General features: G+C 62.5%; 22 protein-coding genes. 10 read left to right on the top strand and 12 right to left on the bottom strand.

All coding sequences use genetic code 11. From position 1 onward, the window contains the following. Positions 1 to 22: 22 nt before the first annotated feature. The 5 genes from EI28_RS03090 to EI28_RS03070 form a co-directional block, all read right to left on the bottom strand. Positions 23 to 1,039 (bottom strand): TIGR03557 family F420-dependent LLM class oxidoreductase, encoded by a 1,017-nt coding sequence (locus EI28_RS03090; protein WP_048112561.1) that lies wholly within the window; start codon positions 1,037 to 1,039, stop codon positions 23 to 25. A 123-nt stretch (positions 1,040 to 1,162) separates the two neighbouring features. Continuing rightward, positions 1,163 to 1,981, bottom strand: a complete 819-nt coding sequence (locus tag EI28_RS03085; RefSeq protein WP_048112560.1) for an ABC transporter ATP-binding protein — start codon at positions 1,979 to 1,981, stop codon at positions 1,163 to 1,165. Between the two features lie 102 nt (positions 1,982 to 2,083). After that, positions 2,084 to 2,827 (bottom strand): DUF1673 family protein, encoded by a 744-nt coding sequence (locus EI28_RS03080; RefSeq protein WP_048112558.1) that lies wholly within the window; start codon positions 2,825 to 2,827, stop codon positions 2,084 to 2,086. Beyond that, entirely contained in the window at positions 2,824 to 3,429 is a 606-nt protein-coding gene (locus tag EI28_RS03075) for a DUF1673 family protein (RefSeq protein ID WP_231476556.1), read from the bottom strand. The genes EI28_RS03080 and EI28_RS03075 overlap by 4 nt, the downstream gene beginning before the upstream one ends. Next, positions 3,426 to 3,872 (bottom strand): hypothetical protein, encoded by a 447-nt coding sequence (locus EI28_RS03070; protein ID WP_048112556.1) that lies wholly within the window; start codon positions 3,870 to 3,872, stop codon positions 3,426 to 3,428. The genes EI28_RS03075 and EI28_RS03070 overlap by 4 nt, the downstream gene beginning before the upstream one ends. 199 nt (positions 3,873 to 4,071) lie before the next feature. On the opposite strand from EI28_RS03070, the gene EI28_RS03065 reads away from it, so the two are divergent. Continuing rightward, the gene (locus EI28_RS03065) at positions 4,072 to 4,845 is read left to right on the top strand and encodes a DUF169 domain-containing protein (protein ID WP_048112555.1); all 774 of its coding nucleotides are present in this window, start codon (positions 4,072 to 4,074) and stop codon (positions 4,843 to 4,845) included. A 71-nt stretch (positions 4,846 to 4,916) separates the two neighbouring features. On the opposite strand, the gene EI28_RS03060 is transcribed toward EI28_RS03065, so the two are convergent. Continuing rightward, positions 4,917 to 6,677 (bottom strand): dipeptidase, encoded by a 1,761-nt coding sequence (locus tag EI28_RS03060; protein WP_231476555.1) that lies wholly within the window; start codon positions 6,675 to 6,677, stop codon positions 4,917 to 4,919. Positions 6,678 to 7,181: 504 nt separating this feature from the next. Here EI28_RS03060 and EI28_RS13100 point away from each other — a divergent pair. Both EI28_RS13100 and EI28_RS03050 read left to right on the top strand, forming a co-directional pair. Further along, positions 7,182 to 9,680, top strand: coding sequence for a PAS domain S-box protein (locus EI28_RS13100; protein ID WP_052379647.1), 2,499 nt, complete (start codon positions 7,182 to 7,184; stop codon positions 9,678 to 9,680). 59 nt (positions 9,681 to 9,739) lie between these two features. Next, complete coding sequence (locus tag EI28_RS03050; RefSeq protein ID WP_048112553.1) at positions 9,740 to 10,174, top strand: hypothetical protein; 435 nt, start codon at positions 9,740 to 9,742, stop codon at positions 10,172 to 10,174. A 34-nt stretch (positions 10,175 to 10,208) separates the two neighbouring features. Here the strand turns inward: EI28_RS03050 and EI28_RS03045 are convergent, their stop codons facing one another. Continuing rightward, positions 10,209 to 11,702 (bottom strand): potassium/proton antiporter, encoded by a 1,494-nt coding sequence (locus tag EI28_RS03045; protein WP_048112551.1) that lies wholly within the window; start codon positions 11,700 to 11,702, stop codon positions 10,209 to 10,211. A 274-nt stretch (positions 11,703 to 11,976) separates the two neighbouring features. Here EI28_RS03045 and EI28_RS03040 point away from each other — a divergent pair, with 274 nt between their 5' ends. Continuing rightward, positions 11,977 to 13,032, top strand: coding sequence for an AI-2E family transporter (locus EI28_RS03040; protein WP_231476554.1), 1,056 nt, complete (start codon positions 11,977 to 11,979; stop codon positions 13,030 to 13,032). 87 nt (positions 13,033 to 13,119) lie between these two features. Beyond that, complete coding sequence (locus tag EI28_RS03035) at positions 13,120 to 13,386, top strand: hypothetical protein (RefSeq protein ID WP_048112582.1); 267 nt, start codon at positions 13,120 to 13,122, stop codon at positions 13,384 to 13,386. Between the two features lie 65 nt (positions 13,387 to 13,451). Here the strand turns inward: EI28_RS03035 and EI28_RS03030 are convergent, their stop codons facing one another. Further along, entirely contained in the window at positions 13,452 to 13,853 is a 402-nt protein-coding gene (locus EI28_RS03030) for a cupin domain-containing protein (protein WP_048112547.1), read from the bottom strand. Between the two features lie 346 nt (positions 13,854 to 14,199). Here EI28_RS03030 and EI28_RS03025 point away from each other — a divergent pair, with 346 nt between their 5' ends. Next, on the top strand, positions 14,200 to 14,778 hold the full coding sequence (locus tag EI28_RS03025) for a DNA-3-methyladenine glycosylase (RefSeq protein WP_048112545.1): 579 nt from the start codon (positions 14,200 to 14,202) through the stop codon (positions 14,776 to 14,778). On the opposite strand, the gene EI28_RS03020 is transcribed toward EI28_RS03025, so the two are convergent. The 3 genes from EI28_RS03020 to EI28_RS03010 are packed head-to-tail and all read right to left on the bottom strand — an operon-like array spanning position 14,711 to position 18,170. Further along, positions 14,711 to 15,655: an ATP-binding protein gene (locus tag EI28_RS03020; RefSeq protein WP_048112543.1), complete on the bottom strand. Its 945-nt coding sequence runs from the start codon at positions 15,653 to 15,655 to the stop codon at positions 14,711 to 14,713. The two genes, EI28_RS03025 and EI28_RS03020, sit on opposite strands and share 68 nt — an antisense overlap. Positions 15,656 to 15,678: 23 nt before the next feature. Beyond that, a complete protein-coding gene (locus EI28_RS03015) occupies positions 15,679 to 17,991 on the bottom strand; it encodes an RND family transporter (protein WP_052379646.1) in 2,313 nt (770 codons plus the stop codon). Next, on the bottom strand, positions 17,988 to 18,170 hold the full coding sequence (locus tag EI28_RS03010; protein ID WP_048112541.1) for a hypothetical protein: 183 nt from the start codon (positions 18,168 to 18,170) through the stop codon (positions 17,988 to 17,990). Before EI28_RS03010 ends, EI28_RS03015 begins: the two co-directional genes overlap by 4 nt. Before the next feature lie 159 nt (positions 18,171 to 18,329). Between EI28_RS03010 and EI28_RS03005 the strand changes: the two genes are divergently transcribed. From EI28_RS03005 to EI28_RS02990, 4 genes are all read left to right on the top strand, one after another. Then, complete coding sequence (locus EI28_RS03005) at positions 18,330 to 18,911, top strand: TetR/AcrR family transcriptional regulator (RefSeq protein ID WP_048112539.1); 582 nt, start codon at positions 18,330 to 18,332, stop codon at positions 18,909 to 18,911. Between the two features lie 68 nt (positions 18,912 to 18,979). Further along, complete coding sequence (locus EI28_RS03000; protein WP_048112537.1) at positions 18,980 to 20,284, top strand: condensation domain-containing protein; 1,305 nt, start codon at positions 18,980 to 18,982, stop codon at positions 20,282 to 20,284. A 67-nt stretch (positions 20,285 to 20,351) separates the two neighbouring features. Next, the gene (locus EI28_RS02995; protein WP_048112535.1) at positions 20,352 to 21,230 is read left to right on the top strand and encodes a metallophosphoesterase; all 879 of its coding nucleotides are present in this window, start codon (positions 20,352 to 20,354) and stop codon (positions 21,228 to 21,230) included. 37 nt (positions 21,231 to 21,267) lie between these two features. Then, on the top strand, positions 21,268 to 21,981 hold the full coding sequence (locus EI28_RS02990) for a DNA alkylation repair protein (RefSeq protein WP_048112533.1): 714 nt from the start codon (positions 21,268 to 21,270) through the stop codon (positions 21,979 to 21,981). 12 nt (positions 21,982 to 21,993) lie between these two features. Here EI28_RS02990 and EI28_RS02985 read toward each other — a convergent pair whose 3' ends face one another. Beyond that, positions 21,994 to 22,422, bottom strand: a complete 429-nt coding sequence (locus tag EI28_RS02985; protein WP_048112531.1) for a pyridoxamine 5'-phosphate oxidase family protein — start codon at positions 22,420 to 22,422, stop codon at positions 21,994 to 21,996. Between the last annotated feature and the right edge of the window lie 81 nt (positions 22,423 to 22,503).

The following is a 22,503-nucleotide window of genomic DNA, read 5'->3' as shown; positions in this document are numbered from 1 at the left end:
AAAAGATTCACCGGCCTCCGTCTCACCGTGCGGGGCCGGGGACCATCCTGCCCCCCGACTCGGGCCGGGGAGGCTTGATCCCGAACTCCGGCAGGATGACGTCGTGCGCGAGGTTGATGAACTCCTTCTGTTCCGGGCCGACCTGGTGCAGCAGGACGCTGTCATAGCCCATATCGACGAATTTGCCCACCTTCTCGATGATCTTCTGCGGGTCGGGGCCGCAGAGGACGTTCTTTGCAACATCGTCCGGCGTCACCATCTGCTGCAACTGCTCAAACTGCGTCGGGGTGGGAACGATCCAGTTCAACTCCCCCTTGTTCGCTGCCACGGGGAACCACTCGTATGCCGTGCGCTTCGCCTCCTCAACGCTTCGGCCGTAGCAGACCACGGTCTCGATCATGCACGACTTGCCCTCGCCGCCCGAAGCGCGGAACGTCTCGATGACCTCCTCCGGCTTCTGCTCGAAGTGGATGAGCGCGTCGCCGATCTCGCCGGCAACCTCCGCCGAGATCGGGCCTTGTGCCGAGATGCGGATCTGCGGGAGCTCCCGCGGCAGTTCGTAGATCTGCGCGTTATCGAGGGTGTAGTAGACGCCGGAGTAGTCCTGCATCCCGCCCCTCCAGAGCAGCCGGATGATGTTCACCGCCTCGCGGAGCATATCGAGCCGCACCGGCTCGGATGTCGGAAAGACGCCGCTGACGACGTGTTCGTTCAGGCTCTCGCCCGTCCCGAGCCCGAGTTCGAATCTTCCCGGCATCATCGTGGCGGCGGTTGCGGCGGCCTGCGCGACGATCGCCGGGTGGTAACGTATCAGCGGGCAGGTCACGCCGGTGGAGACCCTGACCCGCGAGGTGGCCTGCGATACCCCGCCGATGGTGCACCAGGCGAACCCGGCGCGCCCGTGGTTCGAGATCCACGGGAGGTAATGATCGCTGATGCTCAGAAACGAGAAGCCGGCATCCTCGGCCAGTCTTGCGTAGTTCACCAGTTCAGGCGCACTGTGCGACTCGGTGAAAAGTTTGTAGCCAATCTCGACCATGATTTCTCTCCCCTCTCAGGTTCCCCGTTCCCTGCACGGAGGTGCCGGGGTATAGGCGGCGGGAGAGATCGTCACCGGTCTTAAGCGTTGTGTCGATTGGAAAATGAGGTTTCAGGGGGTCTTTCAGTATCCCGTTGCGTAGTAGTAGCCGTCCTCCTCCCGGACGCGGACCGGGACGCGGAAGAGGTCACCGACGGCCCCATCGGTCAGGACTTCCGCCTTCTTGCCGTCCATCCTGACGGCGCCGTCCCGCATCAGGACGACGCGGGAGATCTCGGGGATGATGTCGTGGAGGTTGTGGGTCACCAGGATAATGCCGGTGCCCGATCGTGCGATCTTTCGGAGCGTCTTACGGAAGGTGTGGAGCGCGTGCAAATCAAGGCTGTTCGTGGGCTCGTCGAGGACGAGGGTGCCGGGGTCGTGGACAAGCGCCCGCCCGATCAGGAGCCTGCGTGCCTCGCCAGAGGAGATCTCCGTCATCGGGCGGTCGGCGAGGTGGGCGACCTCGAGGAACTCGAGGATCTCGTCGGTCTTGTGCTCCATCGCAGAGGTGACTTCGTGGGAGAGGAAGAGCCCGACGCTCGAGAAGAACCCCGAGAGCACGACCTCGCGGCCCGATATGCTCCGGGTGAAGGTGTGCTGGAGGTCGCCGGAGACAAGCCCGATGTGCGACCGAAGATCGAAGGCGTCCCAGGTCTCCCGCCCCCGGAACCGGAACGTGACGTCCGGGCCCGGCGAGGAGGGGTAGTACTCGCGGGTGATCGCGCGGATGAGCGACGACTTCCCGGCACCGTTCGGGCCGAGGATGGCGATATGCTCCCCCTCGCGGATCGTGAGCGATACAGAGTCGAGGAGTCTGTGGCCGTCCCGGACGACGCTGACGTTTCGGAACTCGACGAGCGGCGGGGAAGGTGGGTGAGCGCCGGCGGAACTATCGGTCATGCCGGCTGCTCCGTCGGGGGTTGCAGGAGGGTGTTCGGTACAGAGGACTTCATTGGATGTCGCTCTGTATGTTGGACGGTTCTCGTCAAAAGGTATGCACCATCATTGCGGGGAACCGAGCAGCGCGGCAACCCTCTCCGGGTCGTCCGCGTAGATGTTGAGGAACCCGGCGGGCTCCAGCCTCACCCAGACGCGGCCGGGATACCGCAGGCTGACCAGGCCACGATAGAGCAACTCCAGCATGAATGCCATCCAGCCGACCGCCAGGAGAATCTGAAAGCCGAAATAGGGGTTGAAGGCCTGGTCGCCGAAATAGCGCATCAACCAGTTCCCTACGCCGGCAAAGAATATCGCTGCAGTCATGAGTACCAGGAGCAGTGCGGACGCCCAGCGGGGTATAGAGAGGTAGGGTCGTTTCACCTCGACCGACCTTACCGTATCTTTTCCAAAGACGAGGGGCCGGGAACGCGGTCTCCGGACGATGACGGAGTTCCCGGAGAATTTTATCACGGCTCGATAGGGATCGAAGTAGATGCGCCATGCGGCCCACGCCAGAAGGGAAACAGCCATGAAGGTAAAGATGAGCCCCGGCCACAGGGAGGGGATCAGGACGGATATCACGAAGAGGAGGAGGAAAACGAGGACGGCAAACGGCATCAGCACAAAGAAGCGAGGACTGGTATACTCCACGAACACGTCCTCCACCACCTCCCGGCTGTCGTCTGCCGCCGTCCCGAGCCCAATCTCATCGTCCGGCGCGGCATACCGCCGCCGGCAGGCTCCGGCAGCGGCGGCGTTCGGGCACCAGCCCATCCATCTCCGTATCGTCTCGGAGAACTTCATCATACGCGTTCACCCTCTGTTGCCGCATCCACGGTATACACCGACCCCCACTCCGCGATCATGATCGCCCGGTGCCGGCGCTCCCAGAGGATCGTGAGGCCGTACCAGGTCCAGCAGATGAGACACATGCCCAGCATGAGCCCGAGAATCCGGTCGAACATCCCGCCCAGAACAAGATACGCCATACCGGCGACGACGAGAACGGAGATCACCGGCGCTCTCAGGTACTGAACAATGCGCTGTCTCCGGGTCATGTTGTCCCTGTGGAACTCGCCGGCGGCAACCCGCGCATACCGGGAGCGGTAACTGAGCAGAGAGCCGAGGAGCGCCCCTACCCCGACGGCAAGACCCGTCCACATGGCGAGGTGCCCTGAAGCATCCTCGAACAGGATAAAGAGCGCCGCTGCCGCCGCGGAGAAGGCTATTGCCGCGACGAGCAGCTGGTTGTGGTGGCGGCTCCACCACCCGGGTTCGGTCCGGGGGACGCAGTCACGCCCGCCCGCCGCTACGGCCGTCGACGGATGCACCTTGAGATCCGTCCGCATCGACGCCTGCAGGGGGCACCATCCGAGATACGCCCGTATCGTCTCCATAAGAGGCATCATATCATCTCCCGGAGTTTCGCAAAGAGTTCGTCGGCCAACCGTGTCGGATCGTCGGTCTTTTCAAGCGTGATCCCCAGTTCGTCCGCGTAGCCCCAGAGGAGCTCGATGCACCGGGCGTACCGGGGGCATGTGCCGCAGTCGCCCTCGTGCTCGTACCAGACCTGCACCCCGTGATCCGCCGAGACGAAGACGATCGCAGCCGCATTGAAGGGGACGGAGCGCCCGAAGAGAACGCCGATCTCAGCATTCAGGCGCTCGACCTCGATCTGGTTCGCCTGCGCCATCTCGAGAAGCGTCTCCTCGACCTTGCGGTCCATGGCAAGCAGCGCCTTCGAGACCGCCTGGCGGGATATGCGGAAGCGGTCCGCGATCTGGATGTTTACAAGACCGCCGCGGCGGAGTTTCCAGAACGCAAACTGCCTGTCGTTTAAGGGGAGAGGCATGCGTCAACAGTCAAAGGTTGACAATATATACATTTCGATCTTTCCCGCCGATCCGGCTCGTGTGCGGTTCCCCGCAGCCGGATAGTGCCCTGGCCACACCGCACTTCCCTGACCGGATGGTGACAGGCCGCCGGCTGTATGCTCCCCGACCGGGAGACGGATCAGAATATTAATCCCCGGTGCCCCGGAACAGGGCCATATGGACACAGCACTGCGCGACGCCTACATCCGGCTCCACGAGAACTACTTCCCGGGGACGGACCTCCCGATCGCCTTCGAGGTCGGGGGTCCGACCGACGGTGTGGAGAAGGCCCCCGCCCCGAAAGGCTGGAGGTGCTTCGTCTGCGACCTTACGAAGGTACGGAACGGCAAAAGCCTCGCCTTCTCCGAAGACTCCATCGGGTGCCGCGGGGGAAGGTTCTACCTCGGCTACGACGCCGAACGGTTCCCCGACTTCCGCTACTTCCTCTCCTACGGAAAGCCCGGCGAGATGGAGGGGGAGCGCTACAAGCAGACGCCGGAGATCGTCGACAAACTCGACCGGGGGACCACCCGGATTCCGACGAAGGGCAAGGAGATCGTCTTCAAGCGCTGGGACAACCTCACGGAGGCCGACAACCCGGACGCCGTCGTCTTCTTCGCCCGGCCGGAGGTGCTCTCCGGTCTCTTCACGCTTGCAAACTTCGACCGGGCCGACCCGAACGGCGTCATCGCTCCCTTCGGCGCCGGGTGCAGCTCGGTCTTTTACTTCCCGTGGCTCGAGCAGCAGAACGAGAACCCACGAGCGGTCCTCGGGATGTTCGACCCCTCGGCACGCCCCTGCGTCCCGCCGGACGTCCTGACGATGGCTTTTCCCATGAAGAAGTTTACGAAGATGGTCGGCTTCATGGAGGAGAGTTTCCTCATCACGGGCACCTGGGAGAAGGTGATGAAGAAGATAGACCGGAGTAACCCGCGACTGGTGGGCGCATAAGCGCCCAGCAGGAGCTGGAGAAAATGCGAAGCATTTTCGACTGGCGACCGGTGTTAGGGGAAAAAAGATGATCAGAGGAGTTCCCGGATATCCGCAAACGTCGCGTTCAACGGAGCCCGGACGGTGTTGCCGGTATAGTTCAGCCCGTCGGTGGCGCGGAGTTCCTCAACCTGATAGACCCGCGGCCCGTACTGGTACCCGGTCTCGTTCAGCCACCACGCCGGATACCCGGGCTCCTCGACCGCCTCCGTCATCGGGTCGGTGATGAGGCCGTTCGAGTACGTGACGATCAGCGTGCCCGTGAGGGCGTGCCACTCATCGATGATCTCATCGCCCCGCGTGACCGTGAAGTCCGTGAGGAGACGCGCCGCCCCTTCATTGTCGCCGGCAGCGATGAGGTCGGCCGCCTCTCTGTCGGTCTCCTGCACGAGGGCTATCGACTCCGCTTCAAGGTCCCCCTGCTTCGCGATGATTTCGTCGATCATCGCGTCGTAGCGAAGCATGGCCCAGTTCGTTACAAGGTCGAAGGTCCAGTAGGCGGTACTGCTATCATATGTTAACCGGTCGCCGGTCGCATACGCGACGGATACGTTCGTCGAGCCCGCGTAGAACGGCGCGTAGACCGTCTCGTACGTGACCGCCGGGCCGAACCAGAGCACGCCTCCCACCGGGTCGGGGAGGGAGGAGCGTGCCTGGGCGACGTAACTGTAACTGCAGAAGACCGCCGAGACCGGCCGCGGATTCGCCCCGGCACGGACCTCCATGTACGACGCGTTCTGGAAATCCGTGTGGGCGTCGTCGGGCCCTAAGTAGCGGTACGGGTTCCCGAACGGCCCAGCGGCCTCGCCGTTCGAGAGGTCGAACCCGGTTCCCTCGTAGTGGTCCCGGAAGAGCGAGAACGCCCCGGTCAGGTTGACCTTCTCGTCGGGCGCAACGGTGAACGGGTACGCCTTCGTGTACGAATTCTCGACGTACGAGCTCAGGTTGAGCGACGGGGCGAGCCGGTCCTGGATGCGCCAGACCCGCATCAGCGAGTAGTAGGGATGCGCATACTCGCCGTAGCTGACAGCCTCGAGCCAGTCGAGGGTGCCGTCCGCAGGGGACCACACGCCGGCCTTTTCGAGCTTCGCGAAGAGATCGCTTGAGTAGATCTGGTCGGGGTTTCCGGGAACGACCTCACGGATCCTGAACTCGTTTGCCGCGACGAAGACCTCTCCGTCGGAGATCTTCTGCGCGACCCAGAGGCCACCGCCGTCCGCCTCATCGAGGCTCGAGCACATCTCGATGACCCACGCCTCCTCCGGGTCGGCGAAGACGAGCGTCTCGCCGGTTCCGTAATACCCATAGGTGTCGATCAGCCCGCCGACCAGCTCGACCGCTTCCCGTGCTTTCGTGCACCGCTCGAGCGCCACGTTCGAGAGCTCGGAGGAGTAGAAGATCCGCTTTCCTTCGGCTGCGTTGAGTTCCACCTTCGCGTAGTCGGTGCACTCGGCGGAGAGGAGCTGGTGTTCGTTCATCATACCGTACGAACCGGTGTAGTAGGCGTAGGTGTGCGGCACCGGGTCGATATACCCGAGAATCAAGCGCGAATCATCGCTGCCCTCGCCTCCCGCCGCATCCGAACCGCTGTCGGGATCGAAGACGACCGCCCTCTTCTCTCCGGGCGCATGGTTCGCCGCGGGGACGTAGAGTATGCTGATGTCGTCGATGTTTCTCCAGTCTTTCCCGACACCGTCGTTCGTATGCCCGACATACATCGATCCGTCTTCGGATGCGCCCGGCGTTATCGCAAAGACGGTGCATGCCGCTGCATTCGATACCAGCAGGAGCACGGCAAGCAGGCAGAAGCAACTTTGTAGAAAACGAGTCATACCGATACGCTTTCGCATGAAGGAAAAAGGCAACCCGGGTTAAAAAACATAGCGAATTTATCGCCGTATCCGGTGCCGCTTCCGGAAAAAACGATCACCCCGATTCAATGTTCTTCACCTGCAACCCTCCCGGCGCCTGTTCTCGAACGGACGATTACGACCGGCAGTTTACGAGGACACGGTAATGGATTAAGAGTGTTAAGAGGCCGAAATGATCCTGACGCGCCCTTCGTGCGTCTTTGCGTGTACTCAATGCCAAACGTTAATTGCAAACGTATCCCAAAACTGTCCTACGGACAGAATCCAGTTCCATTCAAGCATTCTACTCAGAACATCGCCGGAGCAGCCTCCCATAAAGGCCGGCACCGGGAGCGATAGAGAAGGAAAACCGCTCCGGGCCGCCGACGCAAGCTCCCCGCGGCACCGGTTCGCTCGACGACACGTCTTCCGAAGGAGGAACGAATTTTGACACGCGATTACGAAGCACTCGAGAAGATGGCCGAAACGACCCAGTACCTGGAGAACCTGATCACATACGCCAACGCCCCCATCATCGTCTGGGATGCGAGTCTCAGGATCACCAGGTTCAACAACGCCTTCGAACGGTTGACGGGACGGGCCGCGGACGAGGTCGTCGGCCGGTCGCCGGAGATCCTCTTCCCCGAGAACCGGCGGGAAGAACTGATGGAACTCATTCGGGAGACGACGGCCGGGGAGCGATGGGAGACCGTCGAGATCCCCATACTCACGGCGGACGGCAGGATCAGGACGGTACTCTGGAACTCCGCCGCCGTGTACGAAGACGACCGGAAAACGGTCTCCTCGGTCATCGCCCAGGGCCACGACATCACCGGGCGCAAACAGGCCGAAGAGGCGTTGCAGAGGGCGCACGACGAACTGGAGACGCGCGTTCTGGAGCGCACCCTCAAACTCCGGGAGGCGAACGAGGCCCTGCAGGCCGAGATTGCCGAACGTATCCGGGCCGAGGAGGCGGTGAAGGCCGAGCGAAAACGGCTCTACGACGTCCTCGAGATGCTGCCGGTATACGTGATACTCCTCTCGCCGGACTATCACGTGCCCTTCGCGAACCGCTTCTTCAGGGAGCGTTTCGGCGAGTCCGGTGGTCGGCGCTGCTTCGAGTACCTCTTCGGACTGACGGAGCCCTGCGAGAACTGCGAGTCCTACAATGTCCTGAAGACGGGAGCGCCACACCACTGGGAATGGACCGGCCCTGACGGCCACGATTACGATATCTTCGACTTCCCCTTCACCGAGGCGGACGGCTCCCTCCACATCCTGGAGGTGGGTATCGATATCACCAAGCGCAAGCGTGCCGAGGAGGCGCTGCAACGGCTGAACGAGACGCTTGAGGAGCGCGTAGCCGAACGCACGGACGAACTTGCGAAGGCCAACGCCATCCTCAACGCCATCTGCGAGAATACGCCGGCACCCATCTACGTCACCGATAGGCGGAGCCGTCTTGTGATGTGCAACCCCGCTGTGCTCAGGACACTCGGCAGATCGCACCCCGAAGTGCTCGGGAAGTCGAAGGCCGAACTCCTCGGCCCGGAGGTCGGCGGACCCGTCGTAGCCAATGAGCAGCGCGTTATGGAGACCGGGATCACCGAGACCTTCGAGGAAGAGATCGAGAACCGGATCTACTACTCGACCAAGACCCCCCTCCGGAATCTGCAGGGCGACGTCACCGGAGCCATCGCCGTCGGAACGGAGATAACAGAACTGAAGCGGGTTGAAGCACAGAGGCAGAAACTCCTGGAACAACTGCAACAGTCGGCCGAAGAGATGGAGGTCCAGAACGAAGAACTGCAGTGCACCACCGAGCAGTTGCAGGAGAAGACCGAAGAACTGGCGCTTCTCAACCGTGCCCTGCAGGAGAGCGAGGAGCACTTCCGTTCTCTCATCGAGAACGCATCCGATATCATCCTCCTCCTCGATATGCAGGGGCGCATCACCTACGCGAGTCCTTCGGTGAATCAGATCGGGGGCTATGAGCCCGACAACCTCATCGGCACGGACGTGCTCGACCTCATACACCCCGAAGACGCACCAAAGGCCCTGGAAGCCGTGAGAACCGGAGTACTCCGGCCATCTACGAGACTCACGTTCGAGGTCAGGGTCAGGGATGCTGCCGGCCGGTGGATCATCCTCGATGTTACGGGTGCGAACCTGATCCGGGAAGGGAGCGAGCGGCGATTCATCGTGAACGCACGCGACATTACCGACCGGAAACATGCCGAGGAGGAGCGCAATAGGCTGATCACCGGTCTCGAGGAGGCGCACCGGGAGGCGAACCTCTACCTGGACATCATCACCCACGACATCAGGAATGCAAACAACGTCTCGAGTATCTACGCCGACCTCATGCTCGAACTGCTCGAAGGCGCCGAGAGAACCTACGCCCGGAAACTCCGCGACAGCATCTCGCGGAGCACCGAGATCCTCATGAACGTCTCGACGATCAGGCGTATTCACACCAGCTCGACGGGATTCTCGCCGGTCGACCTCAACGCGGTCGTCAACGAGGAGGCGGGAAACTTCCGCGGCGCATCGGTACACCGGGAGATCCCGCCGCTCGAGGTCCAGGCGGACAACCTCCTCTCCACGGTCTTCATGAACCTCATCGGCAACAGTGTCAAGTTCGGCGGACCTGACGTGGAGATCGTCGTCCGGGCGGAGGAGCGGGACGGCGAGGTGCTGGTGACGGTCGAGGACAACGGGCCAGGCGTGCCCGACGACGTAAAGGAGAAACTCTTCCACCGGTTCGAGCGGGGGAAAGCCCGGGGGAGAGGCGACGGGCTCGGGCTTTTCATCTGCAGGACCGTCATCGAGCGCTACGGGGGGAGGATCTGGATCGAGGACCGCGTGTCAGGCCGTCCGGAAGAAGGGGCGGCATTCAGGTTCACGCTCAAACCGGCAAAGCAGGATCGGGATCCCGTCTCGTGAGCAGAAGGATGTGTCGCCGTGGGGATAACTAGATCACCCACGAGAGCGACACCCTGTGCATGAACACCGTCGCTGTCGGCGTCTTTTCCCTCACGCTGCTTACAGGGGCAGTCATGGCGGGAGCAGCCGCAATAGGCCTTGCCGAACCGCTCTACGCCCTGGTGTACCTCGCCGTCGCCGCCCTCCTCGTCGGGACGGTCATCGCGGCCTTCTGCACGAAATGCCCGCTCAGGGGGGAGAAATGCCTCCACGTCCTTCCCGGCAGGCTCGCCGCGCTTCTTCCAGCCCGGAGGGGGGAGTATACGGCCGTCGAGGTCGCTGTAGTCGTGGTTGCACTCCTCCTTATCCTCGCTATTCCCCAGTACTGGCTGCTCTCGCAGGTTCCGCTCTTCGCACTCTTCTGGGTGCTTGCCGGCACAGGCACCTTCCTGATCCTTCGCCGTGTCTGCCCGGGGTGCGGCAACAGATGCTGCCCGCTGCGGCTGAAGGAGTGAGGCGCAGAGACCGACGGATTTCACCCCCCATACGTCACGTATCGGTGCCGGGGCCGTCCTCCGGCTCCTCTCTGCAAAGAAGCCTGGTGCGGACGGCATCCGCCAGGTCGCCGGTCGTCAGGAAGAGAAGCGTATCTCCGGCCTCGATGACCGTGCTGCCGACCGGGACGAAGCGTTCGTCTCCCTTCTGCATCAGGATGATGAGTGTGCCCGTCGGCAACCCGAGGTCGACGACCTGCTTGCCCACCGCCGAGGCGTCCGGGGGGATGACCAGTTCGAGCAGTTCACTCGGGGTGTCGGGGTTCACATCGAACTCACGGGAGAGTTGGCCCGTCTCCTCGAGCGGGCCGGCGAGACCGAGCCAGCGGGCGACTGAGGGGATCGATGTCCCGTGCACGAGCGCCGAGAAGATGACGATGAAGAAGACGATATTGAATATCACATTCGCATCAGGCACCCCCGCGACGAGGGGATAGGTCGCGAGGATGATCGGGACGGCCCCCCGGAGCCCCACCCACGACACCAGGGCCTTCTCGTTCATCGGCATCTTCCAGGGGAGCAGCGTGAGCAGGACGGAGACCGGCCGCGCGATGAATATCAGGAAGAGAGCGGCGAGAAGGCCGGGGACGAACGCCGAGGCAAGCTGCGAGGGGAAGACGAGCAGCCCGAGCGCAAGGAACATCACGATCTGCATCAACCACGCGATCCCGTCGTAGAACCGGATCAGGCTCTTTTTGTGAACGATGACGCTGTTACCAATGATAAGGCCAGCGAGGTAGACCGCGATGAACCCGTTTCCGCCGACGACGGTAGTCAGCCCGTAGACCAGCAGCACCATCGCGAGAGTGAGCACCGGGTACAGCCCCTCGGTCTCCAGTTTGATACGGTTGATGAACCAGACCGTGAACCTGCCGAGCGCATAGCCCATGAGGCCGCCAACCGCCATCTGCTGCGCGAACGTCGGGACGAGATCGAATATCGACGAACTCGGGGTAAGGATCAGACCGATGATGCCGGTGGTGAGAAGAATCGCCATGGGGTCGTTGCTCCCCGACTCGAACTCAAGGAACGGCCGCAGGTTTCCCTTCAGGCGGGCCCGTGCCGTTCGCAGGATCGAGAAGACTGCCGCCGCATCGGTGGACGAGACGACCGCGCCAAGGAGTAGGCCCGTGAGCGGAGAGAATCCGAGGACCAGGACGGCGAACGCGCCGAGCAGGACTGCGGTCAGGACGACGCCGATCGTGGAGAGGGCGATCCCCTGCCAGAGAACAGGCTGGATCTCTTCCCACCGGGTATCAAGACCGCCCGAGAAGAGGATATATGCAAGTGCTATAATCCCGATGAGCTGCGCAAGCGTGGGGTCGTCGAACGGGATACCGCCCGGCCCCTCCGAGCCTGCGAGCATCCCGACGATGAGGAAGATGAGGAGCGCAGGAACACCGAGCCTCTCCGAGAACTTATTTGCTATGATGCTTATCAGAAAGAGCACCGCTATTCCGATAAATACGAGTTCGAGGGTGAGGACCATTTATGGATATTATTCGCGGGTACTCTGCTTAAAAATTGCCTACCCACTCTTTCGATCGGATAGTCCTCCGGGCGGATACCAACCCGGCGCCGATCGTTTCGCGATCATCGGCACCCGGCAGAACCCCAAAGCCCGTCGAGACCGGAGCGAGGGGGCCGGGCGCGCCGAACAGATCTCTCGGCCTCGTCGGTTCCGCAGCGTATCGCGGGGTTGATATAGTATCCGTAAGAAGATCTCAGTCAGGATGACAGAAACCCCGATTTTCCCAAGGCGCGTGAGCACCATACTCCTGTTGACGGCACTGGTGTTCCTCATTATCGGAATCGAGGCGATCGGATACCTCGTCACCATCATCGCCGTATCGGTGATCCTCGCCATGATCATATATCCCCCAACGAAAGCCCTTCGAACGAGGGGACTCCCTGAGAGCGTCGCCGTCGGCGTGGTCGCCGCCGTCGCCTGCTTTGCCGTCCTGCTGATCTGCTATCTCGTCTTCTTCTCGTTCGAGACGCTGGTCGCAGATCTTCCTCTCTACCAGCAGGAACTGACCGCCAGACTGTCGGAGATCCTCACCCTCCTGGACAGATATGGGATTGAAACGGGTTCGCTCTCACCTTCTTCGATAAACCTGCAGGGATTCATGGGATTTATCTCTTCGTCAGCCATCAGTATCGCTGATCTTCTCCTCTACCTCTTCTTCATAGCGGTGACGACGATCTTCATGCTCTTTGAAGCGCCGCGGATGCCCGAACGGGTGAGGAAAGTGATGAAGAACGACGAGGCCGCCGAGTCGTTCTCCCGCATGAGCAAATTCCTGGCCAACTTCGTCATCGTCAGGACCGAGGTAAACCTCATCCACGGCTTCCTCTTCGGTACGTTCCTATGGGTCATGGGGGTGCACGCGGCCGTCCTCTGGGGGGTGATGACGTTCCTGCTCTCGTATATCCCCTACATCGGGCTCGTCATCGCGGCGCTCCCGGCGATCTTCTTTGCCTGGCTCCAGTTCGGGATATGGGGCGCGATCGCGGTGATTGTGGTCGTCGCGATCCTGAACGCGCTCGTGGAGAACCCAATCTTCGCGCACTTTGCATCGAGGCGCTTCGAGATCCCCGCCCTCGTGGTCGTCCTCTCGGTCATCTTCTGGGGATGGGCGCTCGGTGTTGCCGGGATGATCTTCGCCGTCCCGCTCACCCTCATCGTCCTTATGGTCGCTCAATCGAGCGACGACTGGGCCTGGGTGAACACGATCCTCGGCGTCGACCACCTCTTTACGGGAGAACGAGCGCCTCCTGCGGAGGCCAGGGAAACCGACGCGCCATCGGTGAGGTAGGGGAAGAACACCAGCTCATATTTTTCTCCGATGCCATGCCGGAGGTTTGATGCCCTCTTCGCGCACCTTCTCTTCTGGGAACAGATAATGTTGCACACACGTGAGATCGTCCAGAAACTATGGGATGCACAGGGCTACGGGAACCTCGCGGTCTGGAGCGACGGGACGACCGCCGTCATCGCCCCGGGCGAGAACCCGGAGAGAGACGGAAAAGCGCCGCTTGCGGTCTTCAAGCCCATCCCCCTCGTGGCGGGCTTTCCCCTGCTGGACTTCGCCACACACGACACCGCTCTCCTGGAGCATATCGAGGCAACGATCCGGGAGGCGGGCGGCGAGATCGAGCGGGAAGACTGAAGGCGTCCCGGCCTTTAACCGTAACGATAAAAAAAAGATACGATTTTAGGGCGATTCCGGAAGAATCACTCGGTCGTCTTCCCGTCGAAGTGCTCGTCGTCAGCCACGGCCTCTTCGCGGGTCTTGTGCACGACCTTGTCCCGGTGCTCCGGCGGGGAGTAGATCGTGTAGAGTTTGAGATCGGCGGTCTTTGAGGTGTTTATCACGTTGTGGTTCGCGCCGTTCGGCACGATCACGGCGCTGCCGTCCTTGACGGCGTGCTCCGTGCCGTCGATCACGACAACCCCTTCGCCTTCCTCGAACCGGAAGAACTGGTCGATGTCGTCATGCACTTCCGCACCGATCTCCTCACCGGGCTTCAGCCGCATCAGCACGAGCTGGCTGAAATTGCTCGTATAAAGGACCCTGCGGAATTCGGTGTTCTTTACTGTCTCGGTTTCGATATCTATTGCAAATCCTTTCTTCATATCAAAAACCTCCTGATGAGGATTGCTGTAGGGTAGTAACAGTAGTTCTTGTGGTGCCCCCGATATTTAACCGTTAGGTCCTCAGGGGATCATTTATGAAACGACCCCCGGGCAACCCTCAGCGGATGACAATGGCTCCTTTATTCGACGATTTTGACTGTTCTGTTTGTAGTGCACCGGATTCACACGTTTGCCCTGCTCCGGTTCGCTGCCGAGGTTGGCCGCCGGCGGGTTCCTGATCGCGGAACCCCTACCCCCCTTGACCCGGGGATACCAACGCCGGTGACCGTCACCCGGAACCTTGATGCGCTGGCGAAAGAGACCTTGCAGGGAGAAGAGAACCTCCATGACCCTTCCTGCTGCATTCTACGAACGGGATACCGTAACCGTCGCACAAAACCTGCTGGGATGCCTGCTCGTCCACTGCGAAGAGACAACAACGGCAGGCCGGATCGTCGAGGTCGAGGCCTACCTCCGGGGAGACCCGGCGGCCCACTCTTACCGGGGAGAGACGAAGCGGAACCGGGCCATGTTCGGCCCGGCCGGCCACGCTTACGTCTACCGGATCTACGGCCTGCACACCTGCGTCAACGTCGTGACGGGGACGGAGGGCACGGGGGAGGCGGTCCTCGTCCGGGCTCTCGAGCCGGTTGTCGGGCTCGACCTCATGCAGGCGCGGCGGGGAACGGACGACCCCCTCTCGCTCGCGAGCGGGCCGGGCAAACTGGCGCAGGCCCTCGGCATCACCATGGACCTGAACGGAACCTCCCTTCGCGACGGCCCGCTCCAGGTCAGATCGTCCGCGAACCCGCCGGAGTTCCGGCCGGAGGATATCGTGCAGACGACCCGGATCGGGATCACGAAAGCGGCGGACCTCCCTCTCCGGTTTTACCTGAAGGGGAGCCGGTACGTCTCGCGGCGGTAAGGCCGGGCCCGTGGCCCCGGCCCATCCCGGAACCCCGGCGCTGAATCGTCCCCTCACCCTCCTCCGCGACCCTCCCGCTGATCAGGATGGTGTGCTCTTTTACCGGGATCTCCTTTCCCGAGCGTTCCAGCGCCCGATCCACGACGTACCGCACCCCGCTGCAGCAGGGAACCTCCATATGCAGGACGGTGATGGAGCGGATCGCATGCAGCGAGAATATCTCCGCGAGTTTCGTGACGTAGCCCTCGACGTCCGAATCCAGTTTCGGGCAGAAGAGGATCACGATCTTATCGCGGAGAAAGTCACGATGGAAATCCGCGTATGCAAAGGGGACACAGTCGCCGGAGACGAGGAGATCCGCATCGTCGAAGTAGGAGGCTGCGGGGTTCAGGAGTTGCAACTGGACCGGCCACTGCCGCAGTTCCGACTCTATCCGCCCGGCACGGTCAGCCCCCGCAGTCTCCCCTCGCGGAAGGCTCACCGCAGCGGAACCCGGGCACGCCGCACCACCGACCGCGGTCTCGTGCTGTGGAACCGGGACAGCATTCTCGTTCAGGTACTCGACGGCCTCGCGGTACAGCCCCTCCTCCCCGTGGCCGAGGAGATGCTCGAGGTGCGCCCTGATGACCCCTTCTCCCTGGGGCACGATCTTTTCTATCACCGCCCGCTCGTCATACGGCCCGGCCTCCCGTTCGACGACGCAGATCGCCCCCTCCGGGCACGTCCCGATACAGGCACCGAGCCCGTCGCAGAAGAGGTCGCTCACGAGCCGCGCCTTCCCGTCGATGATCTGGAGCGCACCTTCCGGGCAGTCGGGGATGCAGAGCCCGCACCCGGTGCATTTCTCCTCGTCGATATCGATGATCTTTCTCTTCATCCGGGGCCTCCCACGCCCGTCTTCTAGCCGCCGACCAACCAAAAAGATTTGCAGCCGGGGGATGGGAGGCGGGCCGGGCTATGTTTCGGCCGCGGCCCCGCTCCGGTGCCCGGAAGGCTCCGGAGCCCTGCGCAGCACCAGGCGACGACCGCGGGCATGACGATGATGCCGCCGACGAGCGAGAAGAATATCGTGATCACGGTCGTCTGCCCGAACCCCGAGACGATAGAGAACGAAGACGCGAGCATGGACGAGAACCCGAATATCGTCGTCAGCCCGGATATGGTGATGGGGATCCCGATCCTCGTCACACCTTCGCGTATGGCCTCATAGAGTTCCAGGCCTCTCCCCATCTCCTCCCTGCACCGCTCAAGGATCAGGATTGTATAGTCCATCGCAAGGCCGATGGTCATCGAACCGAGACACGCCGTGAGCGGGGTATACGCGATATCGAGGGCATACATGATCAGGTTGTTCCACCCGATGATCATGACGACGGGCAGGATCGGCGCCAGGGAGTCGAACCGGCGGTATACGACGACCATGAAGATGGCGATCAGGAGGAGGCCGAGGACGGTCATCCGGTTCTTTGAGAGGACGATCCCGTCGTAGAGGTCGCCGTATACCGTCGATCTACCCGTGGGCTGAATATCCAGTCCTGCCGGCGGTTCGAGCCAGACAACGTCGCTCCTGAGCCGGTCGATGAGGGCGCTCACCGCATCCATCTCCATATCGACCGTCGCGAACTCGATCACCGTCTCCGAATTGCCTGAGAGGTGTGCATCACGGACTTCGGCGGGGATACGCGCGACGACCGCGTCGATCTCATGTGCGGATCCGGGGAGCGACCCGCCGTTATACTCCCGGATAAGGGTGGCGATGCCGGTATGGGCGGTGATCTCGTCCCGGCGCTCCGCTTCATACGTTCCGAACGCGTCGATCCATTCGAGAACCTCAGGATCGAGGATATCGCCGCCTCTGATCATCACCGGCACGGTGGACGTCCCCCCGATCGCCCGCTCCACCTTCTCGAGGCTGACCCGTGCAGGCATGGTCTCGGGTACAAAGGACTGCTGGTCGACGTTGATTCCAATCCTGTCGTCGTACTGCATGCCGGCAACGGCGACGAGCGCAAAGAGGAGAATGACAGGAACCGGATGTTTTGCCACCCTGACAGCCAGATCGCCGAGAAACCGGCTGTAGCCCGCGAGTGCTCCCGTTTCCGCGGCGTCCGCCGGCCCCTGCCGGCCCTCTGCCCGCTTCCCGTAGCCGAAGATGGCAAAGAAGGCAGGAACGATGATGACCGCGAGCAGGAAGCATGAGACGACGCCGATCAGGCAGGCGGTCCCGAAGTCCCGGATCATCGGGACCGGAGAGAAGAGGAGGGCCACGAACCCGAGAGCAGTCGTGCACATCGCGACCAGGTGGACGGAACCGGCGTGAGAGAGCGTGGCGACGATTGCGTCGTGCAGGCTTCTGTCCCGGATCTCTTCGTGGAGTCGCGACTGGAGTTGCACCCCGTAATCGATCCCGAGACCGATGATCACGGGAAACGATCCGATGACCGGCGAAGTCACCCGGAGATCGAAGAACCCGAGAGTGCCGAACGTCAGGAACACCCCGCAGAGGATGATCCCCACGGGAAGGAAGCGGTGGCGGACATGGTTGAAAAGCAGTCCGATTGCCGCGACCATCAGGGCGAGGGCAATTCCTATCAGCATGCCTATCTCCCGGCTCATGGCCTCCTGCATCTCTCTGTCGAACACAGGATCGCCGGAGATTGAGACGCTCACCCCGGGCGGCGGGGACGAGATCGAGACGATGGTTTCAAGGGTGTCGAGAACCCGGTCTTTTGCGTCGTCGGAGAGGTCGGGCTCGAGGGTGACGAAGAGGAGCGTCATCGTCCCCGAAGGCACGCAACGTGCCCGGGCCTCCCGCGGGAGGCGGGAGATCGTTTCGACGACTTCAACCTCCGTCCCGGGGATACAACCGCCGTTCACCGATCGTATCGCCGCCGGAAGCGACCTTATCCCGGCCACGTAGCGTTCGTCGGCGATGTCCGCACCGAGGCGGTCGACGTAACGTAGAAGAGCGGGGTCCCGTACGTTGTCCGACTCGACGACCAGGAAGACCAGATCCGTCCCGAATGTCCGGGTGTAACGGTCGAGCAGAACCCCCTCGGGGGAGCCGGCGTCGACGAATGTCTCGATACCCGTCTCCATCGCGATCGAAGAAGCACCGTACGCCGAGAAGACCAGAAGCGAGATGACCAGGCCGGCGACAAGATACGGGCGGGCGGCGATGAATCTGCCGAGATGCGAGAACACCGCCTTCATCGCTCGTCCGCCTGCTCAAACGCCCGGTGCAACAGTTCGACGACGGCGCACAGGAGCGCGGGCGGCCTGCCGCCGCTCTCCTCCCATACGGCCGAGGTCAGGTAATCGTTCTCCGGAGAGACGAGGCACTCGAAGAACCCTATCCCGCAGTATTCCCGGACCAGGGCCTCGAAGAGCACGAGATGATCTTCCTCTTCTGAAGACTCCTTACGACGGGCATCCGGGTCCTGCCGCGGGCCCCCGTATTCTGACACTATAGTAATTATGTTTGACACCAGTGTCACTATTCAGAGTACGGATCGATCGTATATAAGATTACTGACACATGTGTTAGTATAATGCCGAAGGTCGTGCCCGGGTATAAAGACGAAGCGAGACGCAGGATCATCGAGGCCGCGATAGCCGAGGCGGACGAGAAGGGTTTTTCCAACCTGAAGATGGAGGACGTCGCAACCCGGCTCGGCATCTCCCGCGCGACGCTCTACCTCTACGTCAAGAGCAAGGACGAACTTATCACTTCCGCCCTCGCCTATATCCGGTCCCGGCTCTCGGAGAGCCTGCGGGATGCCTGCTCCAGGGATACCCTCGAGGGCACACTCTCTGCGATCTTCGATAACGTCATCTACCCCGAAGGCGGAACGGGGATGAATGCAGTCATCGAACTGTTTGCAAGCGCCGTGCGGGACGACTCCCTCCGTGAAGCCGTCGGGAAGAATTACCGGGCCATACACGATCTGATTGCCGGGGCTCTTGAAGAGCAAAAGGCCGCGGGACGTCTCCCGGGCGACCTCGATACGGACCTCTCCACAAGGATCGTCGTATCGGTCGCTCTCGGGATCAGAATGGGATCGGCGGTCGGGCTCGAACGGGACGAGGCACACCGGGTTTGGAAGGCCGCCGTCCGGAGGATACTGGAGTAGAACGGTCTTTTCTTGACGAAGGCGTGCCGAACAAGAAGTTATCCCGCAGCAAGGAGATGATTGAGACAATGTCTTCCCCGCCAATCCGCCATCCCGCACCGGCCTTCGACATCTTCAACGTCTATTTCGAACGGATCTACGATCCGACGATGCACGTCGTCTTCGCACTCGACGGCGAAGTCGACGAAGGGGCCATGAGAGCGGCGACGATGAGGGTCGTTGCGTCCGACCCCTACCTCCGGTCGAGGTTCGCGGAGGTTGACGGCCGGCCGGTCTGGGAGGAGATCCCGGAGGAACAGTGGGAGGAAGCGTTTGTCCTCGCCGGGGCAGGTGGGGACGAGCCCCTCCACACGCCCCCGCCGCCGCTCGACGTCCGTTCCGGGCCGCAGGTGCGGGTCGGCCTCTACCGGAGGAAGGAGGGGGATCTGGTGACGGTCTCCTGTCACCACGGCTTCTGCGACGCCACCGGCGCCCTCACCCTTGCCCGGGTCCTCTTTGCGGCCTACCGGCGGATCGCGGACGACCCCGGTTTCCGGCCGCCGCCCCGCGAGCCTTACGAGCGGAGCACGGACAGAATCCTTGCGCTCTACTCCGGCGAAGAACGGCAGCAGGCGCTCGCGGAGGAGGAACAGTTCATCGACCGGTGGCGCTTCCCAAGCGAGCAAACCGGGAGGGGGACGCCGCGTATCGCCCGCCGGACGCTCTCCCCCGAACGGCTCGGGCGCATAAAGGCGTTCGGGAGAGAGCACGGTGCTACGGTGAACGACGTCCTTATCGCTGCGTTCTTCCTTGCGTTCCAGAAGATCCGGGACGAGCCCGCTGACCGGGAGGAGCCCCGGTCGCTCCTGACCTCGGCCGATCTGCGGAGGAGGTATCCCGGCCTCTACGAGGACTGCCCGCTCACGAACCTCTCCATCGCCTACGAGGTCACCCTCTCCTCCGGGGAGGGGGCGCGGCTCGAGGATATCATCGGCCGGGTGACGGCGATAACGGCCCGCCGGAAGGCAGGGAGCCTCGGCGTTGCGGCCATCCTCTTCTACGAGGAACTCATGGCAGGCGGGATGGCGGCGGTGCGGGCGTTCTTCGACGATATGATCGAGCGCTACCGTACGTCCGGCCAGAAGAACCCGGTCTTCTCGAACCTCGGGGTCTTCGACCCCGGCGATTACCTCCCCATCCCCGGAAAGGACGGTGCGACGCTCGATCTCCTGGACGTCCAGTACCACCCCTGCACCTGCTGGCCGTACGGGTTTTTGCTGATCACCTTCACCTTCCGCGACCGCCTGACCCTCGCGACAGCGTATGAGGAAGGGCCCTACTCGACGGCCGTCGTGGAGCGGTTCCTCGAGTACGTGGACGGGTATCTGCCGTGAGGCGAAGGTGCTGGATTGCCGAACAGACCGCGAAACCTATCATCTCCTGCGGTAGTATCTCCGGGTCATGCCGCGGACGAGGATACTCGCATTCAGCGATCTCGCATGGGGGACAGGGGAGAAGGGGCCGTCCGGCGGCCGGGTCGGGATCGGCTCATTCCTCCGGGCGGTCGAGGAGACGGACCCGGAAATCGTCGTCTTCGCCGGCGATGCCGCCTACGACCGGTGCTCGCGCTCAAAACTCGACGAGACGGAACTCTTCATCGGCCTCCTCCGCGAGATCGCAGCGGCGGGCCGGCACTGCGTCGTCGTGGAGGGGAACAACGACGACACGATGGGCACCTACGGCCGCGTCCGGGAGGCGGCGGAAGCGAATCCTTACATCCACGAAATAACGGGGGAGGTGCAGAACGTTTGCGGCATACGCTTCCTCGGCGTCCCCACCGGGAAGGAGAGGAGGATGGCCCGCTCGGCCGAAGGGCCGGTCGATATCGTGGTGGCTCACGCGCCTCTCGCGAACCGGGTATGGCTCTTCGACCTCCCCGCGGCGTGCATCGTCACCGGCCACTACGGGATGATGGCGGCCGTGGTCGCCGGGAAGGCCTACGTCGCACTCGACTGCTCCCCGGCCTCCTACGCGGTGATCGACCGGGAGGAGGGGTGGCAGCGGATCGAGTACGTCGCCGGGACGTGCCGGATCGATCTGCGTCCGGGGGAGGGGGTCGCCGCGACCGGCTGCGATCCGGCCGAACTCCGGCGCCTGACGGAGGGGCGCGGGACGCTCCCCTACCCTGACGAGGTCGCGGCGCTACGGCGGGCAAAGCGGGAGATCGCGATCGAAGGGCGGGAAGAGGTCTTCGAACACCTGCTCAGGATGGGGATCAAAAAGACGCATGTCGAGCGGTATCTCGGGAGGCGGGGGTTGCCGGGCCGCCGGGCACGGTAGCGCATCGCTTATCTCCCGGCCCCCCGTATCATCTCATATGGACCCCGTCGTCGAGGCGATACGGCAGGAGTTTGCGGCACACGCGGACCCTGAACTCCGGGAGAAAAGCCAGCGGTTCTTCAAGGAGGAGGTCCGGTGCTACGGGATGAAGACGGCAACCGCAGTCGCGATCGCGAAAAAATACTGGAAAGAGGTCAAAACCCGCGAGAAGCAGGAGATCCTCTCCCTCTGCGAGGAACTCTATTCGTCGGGGATGATGGAGGAGGCGTTCGTCGTCTCCCGGTGGGCCCAGCAGCTCGCCGGCCGCTACGAACCCGGCGATATCGCCGTCTTCCGGCACTGGATTGAGACCTATATTACCAACTGGGCCACCTGCGACGGCCTCTGCACCCATGCCGTCGGGGACTTCATCGTCCGGTATCCAGAACATATCGAGGAACTGAAACGCTGGACGCAGTCTGAGAACCGCTGGATGCGCCGGGCGGCGGCGGTCTCGCTCGTCGTGCCCGCAAAACGCGGTGAGTTCCTCGACGAGGCCCTTGCAATCGCCGACCTCCTCCTGACCGATGAGGACGACCTGGTGCAGAAAGGCTACGGATGGCTCCTCAAGGAGGCGAGCCGGAAGCACACGGACGAGGTCTTCTCCTACGTCATGGCGAAGAAGCGGGAGATGCCCCGGACGGCGCTCCGGTACGCGATCGAACTGATGCCGAAAGACCTGAAGGCCGAGGCGATGAAAAAGGACTGGTGAGAGGCGGCGGACTCAGAACCTGACCCGGGGCGCCTCGGCTTCCCGCATGTTCTGTTCCAGCGTCCAGAAGTATGCCTCGCCGTGGGCCACGCGGAAGACGGCGAGTTTCGGGTCGTCCGCGCCCGAGACCCCGATCTGGAGGAGCCACGGCCGCTCTTTGACGAGCCGCTCTTTCAGGGCCGGGTCATCGAGGAACTCGACCGCTCCCGCAATCCGCATCATCATTCCTTTACCCTCGGGATTGTAGAAGCAGAGCTCGACCTTCGGGTTCTTCGTAAGCTGCTGCCAGACGCTCTTCGGTGTTCCGGTGTGGTAGTAGAACCCGGTCGCATCGGCAAACCACATGGCAAACGCCCGGACCCGGGGCTGGTCGCCGTCCATTGTCGCGATGTAGGTCACAGGGTTTTCGTTTGCGAATTTCACGCAGTCGGAAAAGTCCATTTTCCTTCCTCATCCATCAATACGGAGAGGAAGTACAAAATGTTTCCGGGAACCCCCGGGCGGAATCGGACAGGAACTCCG

The sequence above is a fragment of the Methanoculleus sp. MH98A genome (genome assembly GCF_000691865.1).
GTDB lineage: Archaea > Halobacteriota > Methanomicrobia > Methanomicrobiales > Methanoculleaceae > Methanoculleus.
This window is presented reverse-complemented; position numbering and strand designations above follow the sequence as displayed.

Bases quoted from the DNA above. Each gene is read 5' to 3' on its own strand.
- EI28_RS03090 (WP_048112561.1), bottom strand. From the start codon at position 1,039: ATGGTCGAGATTGGCTACAAACTTTTCACCGAGTCGCACAGTGCGCCT.
- EI28_RS03085 (WP_048112560.1), bottom strand. From the start codon at position 1,981: ATGACCGATAGTTCCGCCGGCGCTCACCCACCTTCCCCGCCGCTCGTC.
- EI28_RS03080 (WP_048112558.1), bottom strand. From the start codon at position 2,827: ATGATGAAGTTCTCCGAGACGATACGGAGATGGATGGGCTGGTGCCCG.
- EI28_RS03075 (WP_231476556.1), bottom strand. From the start codon at position 3,429: ATGATGCCTCTTATGGAGACGATACGGGCGTATCTCGGATGGTGCCCC.
- EI28_RS03070 (WP_048112556.1), bottom strand. From the start codon at position 3,872: ATGCCTCTCCCCTTAAACGACAGGCAGTTTGCGTTCTGGAAACTCCGC.
- EI28_RS03065 (WP_048112555.1), top strand. From the start codon at position 4,072: ATGGACACAGCACTGCGCGACGCCTACATCCGGCTCCACGAGAACTAC.
- EI28_RS03050 (WP_048112553.1), top strand. From the start codon at position 9,740: ATGAACACCGTCGCTGTCGGCGTCTTTTCCCTCACGCTGCTTACAGGG.
- EI28_RS03045 (WP_048112551.1), bottom strand. From the start codon at position 11,702: ATGGTCCTCACCCTCGAACTCGTATTTATCGGAATAGCGGTGCTCTTT.
- EI28_RS03035 (WP_048112582.1), top strand. From the start codon at position 13,120: ATGTTGCACACACGTGAGATCGTCCAGAAACTATGGGATGCACAGGGC.
- EI28_RS03030 (WP_048112547.1), bottom strand. From the start codon at position 13,853: ATGAAGAAAGGATTTGCAATAGATATCGAAACCGAGACAGTAAAGAAC.
- EI28_RS03025 (WP_048112545.1), top strand. From the start codon at position 14,200: ATGACCCTTCCTGCTGCATTCTACGAACGGGATACCGTAACCGTCGCA.
- EI28_RS03020 (WP_048112543.1), bottom strand. From the start codon at position 15,655: ATGAAGAGAAAGATCATCGATATCGACGAGGAGAAATGCACCGGGTGC.
- EI28_RS03015 (WP_052379646.1), bottom strand. From the start codon at position 17,991: ATGAAGGCGGTGTTCTCGCATCTCGGCAGATTCATCGCCGCCCGCCCG.
- EI28_RS03005 (WP_048112539.1), top strand. From the start codon at position 18,330: ATGCCGAAGGTCGTGCCCGGGTATAAAGACGAAGCGAGACGCAGGATC.
- EI28_RS03000 (WP_048112537.1), top strand. From the start codon at position 18,980: ATGTCTTCCCCGCCAATCCGCCATCCCGCACCGGCCTTCGACATCTTC.
- EI28_RS02995 (WP_048112535.1), top strand. From the start codon at position 20,352: ATGCCGCGGACGAGGATACTCGCATTCAGCGATCTCGCATGGGGGACA.
- EI28_RS02990 (WP_048112533.1), top strand. From the start codon at position 21,268: ATGGACCCCGTCGTCGAGGCGATACGGCAGGAGTTTGCGGCACACGCG.
- EI28_RS02985 (WP_048112531.1), bottom strand. From the start codon at position 22,422: ATGGACTTTTCCGACTGCGTGAAATTCGCAAACGAAAACCCTGTGACC.